The organism is Kribbella sp. NPDC026596 (genome assembly GCF_040638415.1).
In the GTDB taxonomy this organism is placed as follows: Bacteria; Actinomycetota; Actinomycetes; order Propionibacteriales; family Kribbellaceae; genus Kribbella.
This window is the reverse complement of record NZ_JBEZYF010000117.1, coordinates 1-14787: the sequence shown is the minus strand read 5'-3', so window position 1 is coordinate 14787 and position 14787 is coordinate 1. Positions and strand designations below refer to the sequence as shown.

The 14787-nt window shown below is 65.9% G+C and carries 12 protein-coding genes and 2 pseudogenes; 10 read left to right on the top strand and 4 right to left on the bottom strand.

The window, feature by feature from the left end:
• Positions 1-720: 720 nt before the first annotated feature.
• Positions 721-909, bottom strand: a complete 189-nt coding sequence (locus tag AB0E63_RS44905; protein ID WP_360380591.1) for a hypothetical protein — start codon at positions 907-909, stop codon at positions 721-723.
• Positions 910-929: 20 nt separating this feature from the next.
• Between AB0E63_RS44905 and AB0E63_RS44900 the strand changes: the two genes are divergently transcribed.
• Positions 930-1511 carry an RQC domain-containing protein gene (locus AB0E63_RS44900; RefSeq protein ID WP_360380588.1) on the top strand — a complete coding sequence of 194 codons (582 nt, stop codon included), beginning with the start codon at positions 930-932 and terminating at the stop codon, positions 1509-1511.
• 14 nt (positions 1512-1525) lie between these two features.
• Here the strand turns inward: AB0E63_RS44900 and AB0E63_RS44895 are convergent, their stop codons facing one another.
• On the bottom strand, positions 1526-2707 hold the full coding sequence (locus AB0E63_RS44895; protein ID WP_360380586.1) for a serine hydrolase domain-containing protein: 1182 nt from the start codon (positions 2705-2707) through the stop codon (positions 1526-1528).
• Between the two features lie 101 nt (positions 2708-2808).
• Here AB0E63_RS44895 and AB0E63_RS44890 point away from each other — a divergent pair, with 101 nt between their 5' ends.
• From AB0E63_RS44890 to AB0E63_RS44870, 5 genes are all read left to right on the top strand, one after another.
• A complete protein-coding gene (locus AB0E63_RS44890; protein ID WP_360380584.1) occupies positions 2809-3063 on the top strand; it encodes a hypothetical protein in 255 nt (84 codons plus the stop codon).
• Positions 3064-3726: 663 nt separating this feature from the next.
• The gene (locus AB0E63_RS44885) at positions 3727-3945 is read left to right on the top strand and encodes a hypothetical protein (protein ID WP_360380581.1); all 219 of its coding nucleotides are present in this window, start codon (positions 3727-3729) and stop codon (positions 3943-3945) included.
• Between the two features lie 96 nt (positions 3946-4041).
• Positions 4042-4359 (top strand): MauE/DoxX family redox-associated membrane protein, encoded by a 318-nt coding sequence (locus AB0E63_RS44880; protein ID WP_360380579.1) that lies wholly within the window; start codon positions 4042-4044, stop codon positions 4357-4359.
• 57 nt (positions 4360-4416) lie between these two features.
• A complete protein-coding gene (locus AB0E63_RS44875) occupies positions 4417-4563 on the top strand; it encodes a hypothetical protein (protein ID WP_360380576.1) in 147 nt (48 codons plus the stop codon).
• 283 nt (positions 4564-4846) lie between these two features.
• Positions 4847-8023, top strand: coding sequence for a M14 family zinc carboxypeptidase (locus AB0E63_RS44870; RefSeq protein WP_360380573.1), 3177 nt, complete (start codon positions 4847-4849; stop codon positions 8021-8023).
• Positions 8024-8313: 290 nt separating this feature from the next.
• On the opposite strand, the pseudogene AB0E63_RS44865 reads toward AB0E63_RS44870, so the two are convergent.
• A pseudogene (locus tag AB0E63_RS44865) lies at positions 8314-8734 on the bottom strand (transposase); the annotation flags it as partial.
• A 106-nt stretch (positions 8735-8840) separates the two neighbouring features.
• On the opposite strand from AB0E63_RS44865, the gene AB0E63_RS44860 reads away from it, so the two are divergent.
• From AB0E63_RS44860 to AB0E63_RS44845, 4 genes are all read left to right on the top strand, one after another.
• Positions 8841-9758 (top strand): aminoglycoside phosphotransferase family protein, encoded by a 918-nt coding sequence (locus tag AB0E63_RS44860; RefSeq protein WP_360380571.1) that lies wholly within the window; start codon positions 8841-8843, stop codon positions 9756-9758.
• A gap of 379 nt (positions 9759-10137) precedes the next feature.
• Positions 10138-10842 carry a class I SAM-dependent methyltransferase gene (locus AB0E63_RS44855; protein WP_360380568.1) on the top strand — a complete coding sequence of 235 codons (705 nt, stop codon included), beginning with the start codon at positions 10138-10140 and terminating at the stop codon, positions 10840-10842.
• Positions 10843-11499: 657 nt separating this feature from the next.
• Positions 11500-11925 carry a hypothetical protein gene (locus AB0E63_RS44850; RefSeq protein ID WP_360380566.1) on the top strand — a complete coding sequence of 142 codons (426 nt, stop codon included), beginning with the start codon at positions 11500-11502 and terminating at the stop codon, positions 11923-11925.
• 725 nt (positions 11926-12650) lie between these two features.
• On the top strand, positions 12651-13817 hold the full coding sequence (locus AB0E63_RS44845; protein ID WP_360380565.1) for a glycosyltransferase family 39 protein: 1167 nt from the start codon (positions 12651-12653) through the stop codon (positions 13815-13817).
• Between the two features lie 606 nt (positions 13818-14423).
• Here the strand turns inward: AB0E63_RS44845 and AB0E63_RS44840 are convergent.
• A pseudogene (locus AB0E63_RS44840) lies at positions 14424-14787 on the bottom strand (DinB family protein); the annotation flags it as partial.

Sequence of the window (14787 nt, the reverse complement as noted above, 5' to 3'; positions counted from 1 at the left end):
CGCAGGTCAGAGGCTGATTCCTGGGTCATCGAGAGACTGGCCGCCGTCGGGTTCCCAGTGGGTCGTGGGGGACCGGTCGGCGGCCAGCTCCGTGAGCCTCCATCGAGAAAAGCCTGGACAGTCGCGAGTCAACAGCCTTCCGCGCTCGCTCGTGCGATGACGGCAGCATGTGGGTATACAGCCGGAGCGTGAACCCCGGGTCACCGTGCCCGAGGTACTGCGCAAGCTCCTTGATATTGACGCCGTCAGCCAGCGTGATGCTCGCGTAATAATGCCTGAGCGCATGCATGCCGTTCTCGCGGCTGGAGTAGTAGTGCCGCGGACCTCGTGCGTCCTTGGTTGGCTCCGGCATGACGCCCGCATGAAAGAGTGCCGGCTTCCACACCAGTTCGTCGTATGGCCGCGCCCGGACGTGCTTGTCGTCAGTCCGGCGGAACAGCAGATTGACCGTGTGCGACTTCCCGTCAACCTTCTCCCACGGCAGGGAGTAGGACCGAGGCTTCGTGACACCTGCCTGCGGACATGGATGACCATCTCGTCGAAGTCAACGTCTTGCTCAGCTGAGACGCCGACGACTGGAACGTGCTGGGCGACGATCAGGTCGGCCAGGTCGCGTGTGCTCTGGATGTCGAGGGTGGCGCAGGTGACCCCGGCGGTGTCTCCCTGATCGTCGGCGCCGATGAAGAACTCGTCGGTGTGTCCGACGTTAGGTTTCTCGCCTCAACCGTAGGTGCCGGGTCCGGCGACTGCGGAGTACATAGTGCGGTCGTAGCGGCCGTCCGGGACGCTGCGCCAGGCGCCCGCGTAGATCGTCGCGCACCCGCCGCCGGTCTGCTCGACGTACGCCCAGACTCCCTGCTCATGGATGCGATCGACAACGTCGTCGAGGTCCAGCTCCAGGCCGCTCACGCGGCGCCTGCTCGGGCGCGGTGCCAGGTGGCGAGCTGGGCCCATTCCTGCAGCACGAACGCGGCCAGAAGTTCGGCGCCGGCCAATTGATCGACATCCTGCTCGGCAAGGACACGGAGAAGGTCAAGCAGTTCCGGCACGAGCAGCTGTCCGTGTTCGGGATCGGGACCGAGCTGAAGGACACCGAGTGGCGTGGCGTGATCCGGCAACTGCTGGCGCTGCGACTGCTCACGGTTGAAGGCGATGACGGCACGCTCGTGCTCGCCGAGGAGAGCGGAGTGGTGCTCGGCCGGCGCCGCGAGGTGATGATGCGCCGCGAGCCGGAGCGGGCGCGGTCGAAGTCTTCCGGTGGGAAGAAGGCCGCCGCCGCCGATCTCCCCGCAGAGGCGGCGCCGGTCTTCGAGCGCCTGCGGACGTGGCGTGCCGGTGTCGCCAAGGAGCAGGGCGTCCCGGTGTACGTGATCTTCCACGACGCGACACTGCGCCAGATCGCCACCGACCTCCCCGGCACGCTGGCCGAGCTCGGCACTATCAGCGGCATCGGCGAGAACAAACTGGCCAAGTACGGCGAGGGCGTGCTCGACGCACTCGTCGGCGAGTAGCGCCACGGGTGGACTCAGCTGCCAAGGAGCGGTACGGCGGCTCGGATCAACTCGCCCGTCAACTGCTCGGCGTTCTTGCCTCCGTCGGCGACCAGCACCGCGACAGAGAGCCGTCGCTCGGGCACGGCAACGAGCATGCTGGTGTAATCGGGAAGCCCGCCGGGATGCCCGTACGCCGTGTAGTTCCCGAACTTGGTCGTGTAGAGGAAGGTCCCGAGTCCGTAGTCCACGCCGTCCGTCAGTTCGCGGACCAGGTCCGAGGGTCCGACGCGGCCGCCGTACAGCTCATATCCCCAGCGCGCGAGCGTCGGGGCGTCGGCCGCCAGACCTCCCGCCGCTGCGATCGAGCTGGCGAATCCCCGGCACGGAGCGAATCCGTCCACGGCCTTACCGCACGTCGGATTGCGGTCCTCGGCCAGCGGCGGCAGCGGTTTTTCACCGTCCTGGAAGGCGGCCCGCTCAAGACCCGCGGGTTCCGCCAGGTCGCGTCGAAGCGCGGTCGCGAGCGGTTGCCCGCCGACCTTCTCGATCAGCAATCCGAGCAGGAGATAGCTCGCATTGCTGTAGCTGAACTGGCTGTCCGGCGGTAGCACCGGTCCTGTGTGGTACGCGAGCGTCTGCTCCGCGGTCCAGTGCCTGCCGGGTGCTGCCGCAACCGCCTGATCGAGCTTGACGTAGTTCTCCTCCTGGAAGTCCGATACTCCGGACCGCATCGCGAGGTGTTGGCGCACGGTCGCGTTGTTGCGGGTCAGGCGATGCGGCACGTGCTGCGAGAGTGGCGCGTCCAGGTCGAGCTTGCCGGCCTTCGCCAGGAGCACGACCTCGGCCGCGATGAACGTCTTCGTGATGCTTGCGGCGCCCAGCATCGTGGTGGGGACGAGTGTGGTGCCTACCGCATCCACACCAGCTGCGCCCGACCACGTCCACTTGTCCGTCACCACGGCGGCCGTGATACCACGCGCCGCCGTTTCGGCCTCCGGAATCGTCGCGTTGAGCCGGACCACCTTCGCCAGCACCGCCTGAAGTGGAGCTGCCTCGGCCGGATCGAGTACGGCGGTCGCGGGGTCAGGTGCACGACCTCCGTCCGTCGTGGTCGTCGTACCGGTCCCGGCCGTAGGTTCTGCGCCGTCGTTCGACGTGCAGGCCCCCAGCCCGACCACCACGACGAGTCCGAGTGAAACCCCCGCCCTCCTCACGCTCCCAGCGTGGACGTGATTGTCACTCGTGTCGACCCTCGGCAGGTGATCCGGCTCTGCCACGGCTCGTCACCAAACGTTTGCTTCGCGGCCCAGCCTCGGTGGTTGCGAGGCCGGCTGGGGTCGATCTGCGCACCCAGCGGTGGACCGTACGCCGCGGCCGCTTGGAGCAGCTCGCCACCAGCTTCTCGCCCCCGCTGCAGCTGACACCGGTCACCGCCGACCTCGAGGAAGCCCGGGAGTGGTTCGACGTGTTGCCCGCGGCGATGGGCGTCGAGGGTCTGGTCGTGAAGGGGGCGGCCACCCGGTACGTCGGCGGCCGCCGACGTACCGGGTGGCTAAGGTCAATTCTGTAGGGCTGGTGAGTGTTCAACGAGTTGCTCATGGAGCCATGGTCGGCAGCACGGCGCGACCTGCTTCGATACGGAGCCCCCTCCGGCCTCCGAAGGAGCCCGGGATGCTGGGCTGGGTAGCGCGATGAGACGCTCAGCAAACGGCTGGATAGGGATCGGAGGATCGATGACCGAGACTAGCGACGCGATGGGCCGTTGACGTCGCCGGCCGCGGCCGAGTCCCGGCCCGGATCCGCGACGCATACAGCGCAGCGCACTGAGGCCAACCTGATAGCGGTGCCCGCGGAACGGCGACGCTGACGATCGAGGTGGTTCGTAAACGGTCGAATGCCGAAGACTGAACGGACAAGTGTCGGACGGCCAGGCGCAGGGCGGCCTCGAAGCGAGCGAGCCTGAGCGCCGCCGCGAGCATCTCGCACTGAATAGGGTTGTGCGAGAGACCGTGCTCGGACCGAACTCGTCTGCGGCTGGTGACAGAGTTCTTACCGGCACCCCACCTAGGCCCCGCCCCAGGGGTCAGTCGAGATGTCCGTGAGCCGACCCGGTCGTGCTCACTGATGCGCCGGAGCGTTGTGTCAGCCGGGCGGCTCCTGCTCGTCGGCGCCCAGAGGCGGCCGCAGACCACACCGAAGACGAGTCTTCCGTCGCCGGTCGCCGGTCGCCGGGGTGCCGCTGTGCGGTGACGATCCGGCCGCCCTGGAGCAGGTCGGCACCCTTGTGCGGGATCTCGGCTGCGAGCCGGTGGCAGCTGGTGGAGTTCGGCGGGCGAGGTTGCTGGAGGCAACGGCTGCGTTGGTGATCGGGGTGTGGCTGTCCGGTGGTGATGTGCGGGCGATGTTCCCGCCGCTGGAGGCCGCGTTCCGGTTAGTCCGCCCCGGGGCCTGACGCCGTGGGACTGAGGCTGAGACTCCAGGCCGAGAAGAGCAGGTGGTGCCCGCCCAGCTGAGGCCACCCAGGTAGGTCCACGCAGGCGCCGCGTCCATGTCGTCGGCACCCATGGCGACACCGGGCAAGTTGACGAAGCCGAGCAGCATCACCGCTCCGGCAACCAGCCCGGCTCTTCGCAGTTGCCTGGACCAACTACCGCTGACATTGTTGTTGCCACCGGCACTGACCGTCGAGGCGATCGCGGCGGCCGCTCTCGCTGCCGGCTTCACCGGGCACCTGATCTACGCCAGGATCGTCGCCTCGGAGGCGTCGTGCGGCTGCGTCGGCTCGTCGGCCAAAACCCGTTGGCTGTCGAGCGATCGGCCGCGCACTGTTGCTGGTGGCAACAGCTCTGGCGGCGACCACGGCTGATGGAGGTTGGTGGTCATTCGGAGCGGTCATCTTGGTGCCGGAGGCCGTCGTTTCGTCATGCTGTCCGCGGAACTGGATCGGTATTGGCCGCTGCGGTTGCGCCGACTGCGGTTGCGGATCCTCCATCCACTCAGCGAGACCGCGACTGACGGCGTACCGCTGGTCGCGTCTTCTCCGGCGGCTGGGGCCGCCTCCGCAGCATGACCCGAACCCCGACGGCACCCTCTGGCTCACCTCCACCAACAACGACAAGGAGCGGCGGCACCCATCAGTCATTGACAACGTAATCGTCCGCCTCACGTTCCCTTGATCGGAAAACGCTTCGCCAGCAGATTGCCGGCCGGGCATGCTCGACGCATTGCTCCCGGGATACCCCGGGAGTACGGTGACGGCACATTTGGCGCGCGTCCTTGGTCGGCAGCCGGTCGGGGGTTGCTGTCGTACGCCCGCCGAGGACGCCTGCCCACCACTGGGAGGGGTGTTCTCGATGTCCTCGAAACGCGGCGTCGCAGCGTTCCTGGCCACGGCAGCACTGGGCTCGGTCTCCATCGGCCTGGTGTCGTCCTCTGCAACCGCCCGACCGCCGGATTCACCGCTCGAGATGTACGTACTCGAGGGGCCGGCCGACAAGATCAACGAAGCCGTCCCCGGACTCGAACTCGCCGCGGTGCACCAGACCGCGGCCGGTGTCACAGCCGACGCGGTCCTCACGCAAGTCCAGCGGGACAAAGTGAACGCCGCCGGCGTGAAGGTCACCGTCAAGCGCAACAACAAGGGCCAGTCGGTCTCGGAGCAGGCCGCGGCCCAGGCACGCACCGGGTACACGGTCTATCGGTCGTGGGACGAGCCGGGCGGCATCCGCGACGAACTGTTCGCTGTCGCGCGCAACAATCCCAATCTGGTCAAGCTGGTGGTGCTCGGCCGGACACATCAGGGCCGTGAGCTGATCGCGCTGAAGGTCACCCAGGGTGCGCCCGGGATTCGCGACGGCTCCCGCCCGGCAGTGCTGTACTCGTCGCTGCAGCATGCGCGCGAGTGGATCAGCCTCGAAGTCAACCGCCGGCTGCTGCACCACTTCGTCGATCGCTTCCGGGCGAACGACACGGCCGTCAAGAACCTGCTGAAGAGCACCGAACTGTGGTTCGTCGTCGCCGCGAACCCGGACGGGTACCAGTACACGTTCACGAACGAGCGACTGTGGCGCAAGAACCTGCGCGACAACAACGGCGACGGCCAGATCACCGCCGTCGACGGCGTCGACCCGAACCGGAACTTCAACGAGCACTGGGGCTACGACAACGAAGGCTCCTCACCGGACCCGATCAGCGAGACCTACCGCGGACCGGCGCCGGCGTCGGAGCCGGAGACGCGGGCGATGGCCGGTCTGATCGATCGGATCAAGCCGAAGTTCCAGTCGAACCTTCACTCGTTCGGGCAATGGCTCCTGTACCCCCAGGGCTGGCAAGTCGGCACACCCGACGCCGACAACCCGCTCTACGTCGCACTGGGCGGCACCGACGCGAAGCCGGCCATCCCGGGCTTCAACCCCGGTCAGTCGGCCGATACTCTCTACGTCACCAACGGCGAGACGACCGACTACGCCGACACCAACGCCGGTACGGTCGCCTACACGCCCGAGCTCGGTGAAGGGATTCCAGGAGCCGGCTTCGTGTTCCCGGACGACGAGGCTCTGATCCAGGCGGAGTTCCTGAAGACCCTGCCGTTCCACCTCGGTCTCGCGCGCTCGGCCGTCAACCCCACCGCCCCGGCGTCGCCGGTCGGCATCACGACAGCGCCGTTCTACCTCGACCAGGACGACATCGACCCGCAGAACGGCCAGCAGTCGCTGTTCGACTTCCGGTTCGCCGTCTCGTACGGCGACCCGCAGGAAGTCCGGATCCTTGCCCGGCGCAACCTCGGCGCCGTCACGCTGAACTACCGGATCGGCACCGGGCCGGTGCAGCAGAAGCCCGCCTCCGAGTGGACCGGCGGGGAGCGCTACGGGCCTGGCAACGGCACCTACTACCACGTCGTCCGCGGCCAGGTCACCGGTACGTCGGTCGGCGACAACGTGACCGTCTGGTTCGAAGGCGGCGGTCAGACCAGCGAGTCCTTCACCTACCAGGTCGCCTCCAACACCGACCGGAGGGTGCTGATCCTCGCGGCCGAGGACTACACCGGTGCTTCCCCGGTGAAACCGGGAGTGACCGCACCGCAGTACCTGTCCTTCTACACCGATGCCCTGGCCGCCCAGGGGATCGCGTTCGACGTGTACGACGTGGACGCGCGTGGCCGGACCGCGCCGGACAACCTCGGCGTACTCAGCCACTACGACGCCGTCCTGTGGTACACCGGCGATGATGTGGTGACCCGCGAACCCGGCTGGGGCCCGGGCAACGCGTCCCGGCTGGCGATGCAGGAGTTGCTCGAGGTGCGCGACTTCGTCAACGAGGGCGGGCGCGTCGCCTACACCGGCCAACGGGCCGGCCAGCAGTACACCCCGGCGCTGGGAACGCAGCTGTACGACCCGTTCGAGAACAAGCAGTGCTCGGCCGATCCCGCCGTCCTCGCGCGCTGCCTCGCACTGTCCGGCTCGGGCGACTCGCAGGGCGACCCGATCGAGTACACCTTCGGCGCGGCGATCACGACGCCGGCCGGCGGACTGGACCCGGACACGGGTGATCCGTTCCCGATCAGCGGGATCGACACTCCGCTCGCCGGTTTGAACCTGGAGCGCAACGGCGCCGACAGTGCCGGCAACCAGGTGTCCGACTCATCGTTCATCGCCACCGGAGATTTCTTGACGGTGACCGACCCGACGGGCAGTTTCCCGCACCTGGACAGCTGGCCCGCCGCTGAGTACGTGTCCGGTATCGCAGGGCCGTTCGACCCGCGCACCGGGCAGAGGTTCATGTACTCCGACCGGGCCGACGAGGCGTACAAGCGGCTCGCCCACACCGTCACGGTGCCGGCGGGTGGCGCGACCCTGTCGTTCTGGACCAGCTATAACCTCGAGCTGGACTTCGACTACATGATCGTGGAGGCGCACACCGTCGGCCAGGACGACTGGACCACGCTGCCCGACGTGAACGGGCACACCTCCAGTGATCTGAGCAACGACCAGTCCTGTACCGGCGGCTGGAGCAACCCCGCGGATGCGGCCAACGTGCTGCACCCGTTCCTGACCCACTACCAAACCTTCGATCCGGCGACCGGCACGTGCAGCAACACCGGAACCACCGGAGCGTGGCATGCGGGCAACGGAGGCTCGGCCGGCTGGCAGCAATGGGAGATCGATCTGACGCCGTACGCCGGCCGGCAGGTCGAGCTCTCGATCACCGTCCTGAGCGACTGGGGTCTGCAGCAGTTCCCCGGTGTCTTCATCGACGACATCGAGGTGTCCACCGGTGAGGGAACGACGTCGTTCGAGGACGACGCCGACCCGACGGACGGCTGGACCGTGCTCGGTGCACCACAGGACGCCGGAGGTATCGAAGGCGCCAACGTCAACGACTGGGTCCGCCGCGGCGGCTTCGGTATCCAGGAAGGCGCCGCCGTCGCCACCGCGGACACCGTCTACCTGGGCTTCGGCTTCGAAGGCGTCACCGGAGCAGCCACCCGAACCCAACTGATGGACCGCCTGACCGACTACCTACTCCGCTGACAACCTCCACCAGGCGCCGGGCGGAATCCCGCCCGGCGCCTGGTCCTACCGCAGCTGATGACGATCGGCCCAGGCCGCCATCTCGGTCCCGATCTCCTTGGGGCGGTCTTCGGGGGCGTGGGTGCCGGGCTTCGCCGCAGTGGACGATCTCGAGGGCGGCGATGTTGGCCGCGCACCAGTCGGCCATCTCCTTGCCGATGAGCAAGGTGGGTGAGCCTTCGAAGGTGAGCAGGAGTTTCGGTACGGCGGGGCTAGCTGCGAGCCAGGCGTCGTACGCCTCGATGCGGGATCCCGCGGTCCTCCAAGGTCTCGCGCAGACCTGGGTTGCCGCCGTAGATCTCGTCACCGGCGACCCAGGCCGCCGGCACGCCCGGGTCCAGAGCGCGGGTGATCATCTCACCCGCCAGTGCCGGTTTCGTCGCGAACTCCACATCCTCGGGGCACGCCGGCTTGTTCGTGGCGCTCTTCGTCGTCGGTCCACGACCGCGGCAGGTACAGCTCACGGTCGACCAAAGCGTGCCCCCTGTTGCTGGCATCGATCAGATACACCGCGACCTGCGCGTTCTCGATCCGGCCGGCGATCCCGGTGTACTGGCGTTGCACCCCGACCGTCCGGTCGCCCTTCTTGACATCCCCGGTCTCGTCGCAGATCAGCACCGCGTCCCGGTCTCCGAGCCGGTCCACGACGTAGCCGCGCAGGTCATTGCGCACCCCGGCCAGGTCCGGTCCGTCACCGACGACCGCGCCGACCGGCAGGCACCGGCTTGACGTTGACCCAGACTGGTGATCGAGTCTCGTCGCATTAGGAGCCCACGTGATGCTCGACGTTCCCGATGAAGTGCGGAACAAGGTCGTCGCCGACGGAAACGCCGCGTGGCTCGACGAGCTGCCCTCGATCGTGGAATCTCTAGCGCAGGAGTGGTCATTGACCATCGGCGCCACGTTGCGCGGCGGCCACGCGGCGCTCGTCGTCGAGGCGACACTCGCTGACGGAACGGCGGCTGTCCTCAAGGTCGGCGTTCCGGGGACTCAGCGCGATCTCACCTTCGAGGCGACCGCGCTGCGCCTCGCCGCCGGCGACGGCTGCGCGCGCCTGCTGCGCGACGACCTCGACCGCGGCGCACTCTTGCTTGAGCGACTCGGGGCTGCCATCTGCGACGTCGTGTCTGATCCCGCGACACGGCACGACATGATGTGCGATGTCGCTGTCCGGCTCTGGCGGCCGGTCAGCCCCGATGTCGACCTGCCGACGGGCGCCGACAAGGCGCGCGAGTATTCCGACCTGCTGCCGCGACTGTGGGAACAGACGGGTCAGGCGTGCTCGGAAGCGACAGTCGAGGACGCTCTCGCGTGCCTGGACCGTCGCCGCCGCGCCCACGATGACCGACATGCCGTGCTCGTACACGGCGACGTCCACGACCTCAACGTGCTTCAGGCGGCGGACGGCACGTTCAAGCTCATCGATCCGGGTGGCCTGCGCGCTGAGCGAGCATGCGACCTTGGCACCATCATCCGATGCAATCCCGACGCCGGCGACGACCTGCGCGCCAGGGCGAAGCGGCTGGCCACCCACACTGGTGTAGACGCCACGGCGATCTGGGAGTGGGGAACGATCCACCGCGTCATCAGCGGCCTGTACAGCCGACAGGTCGGGTTCCAGCCGTTCGGTGATCTGCTGCTCGCCGAGGCAGATCGACTAACAGCCAGCGGCCACGGACCGGGCCGTGGTCAGTAGCGGCGGATCTCCTTGGTCCGCCGGTGATCTCCTCGTCGGTCAAGTGCTCGCCTTTGTGGCAGCTTCCCCGGCTGGCGCGCCGACCTCGTCGTATCCAATCAGGACCCGGCTACTTCGCCTGGCGCTGCGCGAGTGATGTTCGGACCGGCATCCGTTCAGTAGACGAGAACAATAGGGGGCTCCTGGACGCCCGAGGCTAATTTCGTTGAGTCCGCACCCTGCAATCGTGTTGGCTAGCGGCACCGAACTGTCAGTACCGCAGGTGTCCGCTTGGCTGTAGCAGGGAGTTAACGTGCAGGACAGTGTTGTCGACCCCGTTGCCCACAATCGGGCAGCCTGGGACAAGTGTGTCCAAGAGGGCAACGAGTGGTCGAGGCGGGTGAGTGCTGAGGATGTCGAGCGCGCCCGCATGGGCGACTGGTCGATTGTTCTCATCGGGCGTGAGCCGGTCGACCGCTCCTGGCTGCCGACGGACCTGACCGGCAGGGACGTGTTGTGCCTGGCCTCCGGCGGTGGCCAGCAGGGTCCGATCCTTGCCGCGGCAGGGGCGCGGGTCACCGTATTCGACAACTCACCCCGCCAGCTCGGTCAGGATCAGATGGTGGCGGCGCGCGACGGACTCGAGTTGCGCACCGTCCTAGGCGACATGCGCGATCTCAGCGCCTTCGGCGACGCAACATTCGACGTCGTATTCCATCCGGTCTCTAATCTGTTCGTACCAGACTTGGCACCGGTGTGGCGTGAGTGCTTCCGCGTCCTGCGACCGGGCGGAACTCTGCTCGTGGGCTTCCTCAACCCTGATGTGTACTTGTTCGACCACGAGGCGCTCGACGAGCGCGGCGAGCTGATCGTCGTGCACAAGCTGCCCTACAGCGATGTCGCGCAGTACTCGGCCGAGGAACGCGCCACGAAGTTCGGCGCGGATGCCCCTCTTGAATACAGCCACACCCTCACCGACCAGATCGGCGGGCAACTCGCCGCTGGGTTCGTCCTCACCGGCTTCGCGGAAGCGCCGCACCAATCCAACGCATCCGCTCAATATATGTCGCACTATTTTGCGACGCTGGCGGTCAAGCCGGGCTGACCCACCCGTGGGGCCGCCCGGGACGGCCGACGGACGTGCGCCGATGGGACTCCGAGCGACGCGCTGCTTGCCGCCGTTCGACTGTTGACGCTGCTCGGAGCCAGCACCATCTTCTATGTTGTCGACAACCGGCTGTTCAGCTGCTCGATGAGTGGGCGAACGGCTGTCATGTGGACACTGAATCGCAGGCGGTGGACCGTTGTCGGCGTACACGACCGCCGGTGGTATTTTGTGAGAGGCGCACTCCATGCTTGCCGGCCACTTTCGGTGATGCGCTCCCGGCGCTGGCTGACGGCGATCTGTGGCCCCGTCGGAGCAGTCCGGAAGTTGTCTCGTCGCGCAGTTGGGACTGTTGTGTTTGGCAACAACCTGCTCCGTCACAGCTCCGTGAGCCTCCATCGCGAACAGCCGGGACAGCCGCGAGTCGACAGCCTTCCGCGCCCGATCATGCGATGAGGGCAGCATCTGGGTGTACAGCCGCAGCGTGAAACCGGGGTCGCCGTGCCCCAGGTACTGCGCGAGCTCCTTGATGTTCACGCCGTCGGCGAGGGTGATGCTCGCGTAGTAGTGCCGCAGCGCGTGCATCCCGTTCTCCCGACTGGAGTAGTACTGCCGCCTCCCCCGAGCGTCCCTGGTCAGTTCCGGAATCATGCCTGCGTGGAACAGCGCCGGCTTCCACACAAGCTCGTCGTACGTCCGCGCCCCGCGCAAGGCCGTTACCGGAGACAACAATACGAGCGGCAGGTCGATGTGCTTCGACGCAACAACAGCACGCGCACCCGCCAATACATCGGCCTGCTGAACAGCTGGACGATCAAGCTGTCCGACCCCGACACGATGAACTATGCCCTGTCACTGACGCTGACCGTCGCGCTGCAGCTCTTCGCAGTCGTCACATCCACGCGGCACGGGACCGACGAAGGAACCCTCCTCTCGTCGTGCTCTACGTCTTCGAGTTCTCCGCAATCGCGTCGCCCCTACCCGTCTCGTGGTAGGAATACCTCCGGCAGCAAGACATCCTCGAGCGGTTACGCAGCGAACGAGGCGCAAGTTGACCGTGGGGCCTCGGAAAGCTCGCCTTGACGCCTACGTCAAGAGCACGGGCAGTCTTCTTTTCAGGATGAGCGCATGGCGCCCGTCGTTACCCCCGATCGTGCCCTGACCTGTGAAAGGAACGTAGGCAGGCGGCGTCATTCGTGTCCAGCCCGCCCCGATCCCTGCTCGTGCATTCCCATAGGATGGATAAGGCATGGGAGCCTGCAGGGGTCGGTGAGCAGCAGATGGTCCTATCTGCGAGGCGTGTCTCCTTACCTGACCACGATCCGTCCCGCTATCCTAGGCCTCATCCGGAGGGGGATGCGCGATGAGCAATTCTACAGTGATCGTTATCATCGTGGCTGCTGCTATACCCCGTCATCGTTACCGTCGTTGCGGTGTTCGCCGGGCCTACGGCGTGCAGCAAAAGGGCCGAGGTGATGCGCCGTTCTGGCCGGGGAGCTCGGGCTAGTTCCCACAGACGATGGAGCCCGTTACCGGGGCCAGCCACAACCGATGTTCTCACGTTGATGGCGCGACCGATGGATTGCAACGAATTAGTCGACGCTCTTCACACCAATGCCGAGCCGATGCACGCCCCGAGAACCCTGAATCCTCGGGCTTCTCAACGTATCGCCTCGAGCAATCAGAATAACTGCATGGCTGAATTCAGCCTGGTTATTTGTTGACCAAAGTCTCCAAAAGATATTCCCTGAAGATGGGAGTAGCAATTGCGGCGACGGTTAGGTTGGTGTTTGGCGACGGTCGCGGCTGTGAGCATCATAGCCAATGGCATATGGGTGACGATGGTGCATCCGCCACCTACGAGCGACTATGCGTGGTACGCCGGAGCGGCCACCAGGATGAGCCACGGCCTGGGGTACGTCGGATCGAACGGACAGCCAACTGCTTACTGGCCAGTCGGTTGGCCGTTCGTACTATCTGTGTTGTTTCGGCTGACTGGGCCGTCGGTTGCAGCCGGGTTGACATTACAAGTAGTGATTACGGCGGCAACGTCAGTGCTCATCGCACTGTTTGCCCGTCATATCACCAGAAGCAACAAGGCAGCGCTGACGGCCGGCGTGGCGTATAGTCTATTGCCAGAGGTGTGGGCGTGGAATTCCCAACTGGGTACTGAGCAATTGTTTACGCTGCTCACGCTTGGCATGTTGTATTCGCTCGCGCGAGCAAGTAGCTGGCGGGGTTACGCCGTGGCGGGTGCATTTGCTGGTTCGGCCTGCTTGGTCCGGCCAACTCTTCTGCTGTTCCCGCTCGTGCTGCTGGGTATAGAGTTCATCAGACAGCGGCGCCGGCGGGCGAGCATCGGTCGAGTAGCGGTGTTTGTGGCCGGCATGGTGCTGGTCGTTGCGCCCTGGACAATCCGCAATGCTGTCGTCTTCGAATCGTTCGTGCCCGTCTCGACTAACGGTGGTGTCAATCTGTACCAAGGCACACGTACCACTGATGGCTACTGGTGGTCGAACGACCCAAACCACAACCCATTGCTTCACGCCAGTAGCGAGGTTGAGCGCGACCGCCTTGGCGTCCATTTGGCGCTGCGCTATTGGGCTCATCACCCTCAGCGTTTTGTCGCCGACATACCACCCCGGCTCAAGGCTCTCTACAGTGGCAACGACATCGCCTTTCGCTGGCTCCACGGTGCTGGTGGCTGGTCCATACAGCGTTATCACACCTGGCGGTCGATTGCCGACGTGGCGTATTGGGTATTCATGGCCGTGGCGTTTATCGGCGTGATACGAGCGTGGCAAAATCGGCGCCATAGCGTGTGGCTGCTCGGCTGTTTTGTACTGTTTTACAGTGCGCTCTGGATGTTCTTTCCGGTCTGGGATCGTTTTCGGTTTCCGCTCATGCCGGTCTTTGCAATCTGGATTGGAGGAGTCTTTTCTGTCAGTCGTCTATCAAATCCTCAAAATACCTAGCAGGAGACGCATCAACCCCGCCCTCGAGCAAGGCTTCTCCTTTTAGTCTGGTTCGCGGCAATACGTTTCAACCATGTATACCGGATCAGCGGCACGGCCCGGGACGATGCCGGTTTCCCGACATCTGTTGCGACGTCGCCGCGCGTGCACAATGCCGGATGGGCGTCACGGCAGCGGCGCCAACCCGGTCAAATGACCGCAGGTAGTTTCTGGTGGCCGCACTCCTGGCAGGTTTCTGCTCCGTCACAGCTCCGTAAGACGCTGACAGAGCATGATCACGGCTGGCCAAGGATGAAAGGCAAAACAACAGGTGCGGAGGCACTACGACCCACGCGTGCTGCGCAGGCGCTTCCCTCGTCGCTCCGCTCCTCGACGTGCCTGCTACGCCCGCTCCGAACTCAGTCATCCCTGGGCAGATTCGGCAGCGGAGGCAGCCAAAATGCCACGATCTTCGCAAGTAGACGTGGCCGTGTAGGGCGACCCCCGCACTTGTAAAGCGATGGTTTGACTTTGTACGCACCTAACTGGCAGGGACGGGGGTTCATGACCCGGGAGTAGCGACACGCAGTGCGGCTGGAAGTCAGTTCCGGCCGGGTCAGCGCCAGTTCAGGCACCGGCCTCGAGTACGGCGAGGTCGCGCACCGCATAACGGTGGTGCTCGGCCTCTTCCTTCAGCACCACCTTGAGGCAGCGGCGTACGACGTAGTCCTGGTCGGGATAGGGGTCCGCCGGCTTGCGACCGCAGACCCGATCGAGCTCGGCTTCGGTGAGCCCGTCGACGACACGCCGCAGCGTGGCCATGCGGGCGAGCCGTGGCACGAGCACGTCGTCAAGCGTCGGGGTGGCTTCGAGGGTGAGCCCGAGTTTCGCCGACGCGTCGGGCGGCATCCCGCCGTACGGGAAGCCCAACGGGTGGTACGGCGCTTCCTCCTCGAGCACGGCATTGCCGAGCCAGGCATCGCCGGCGAGT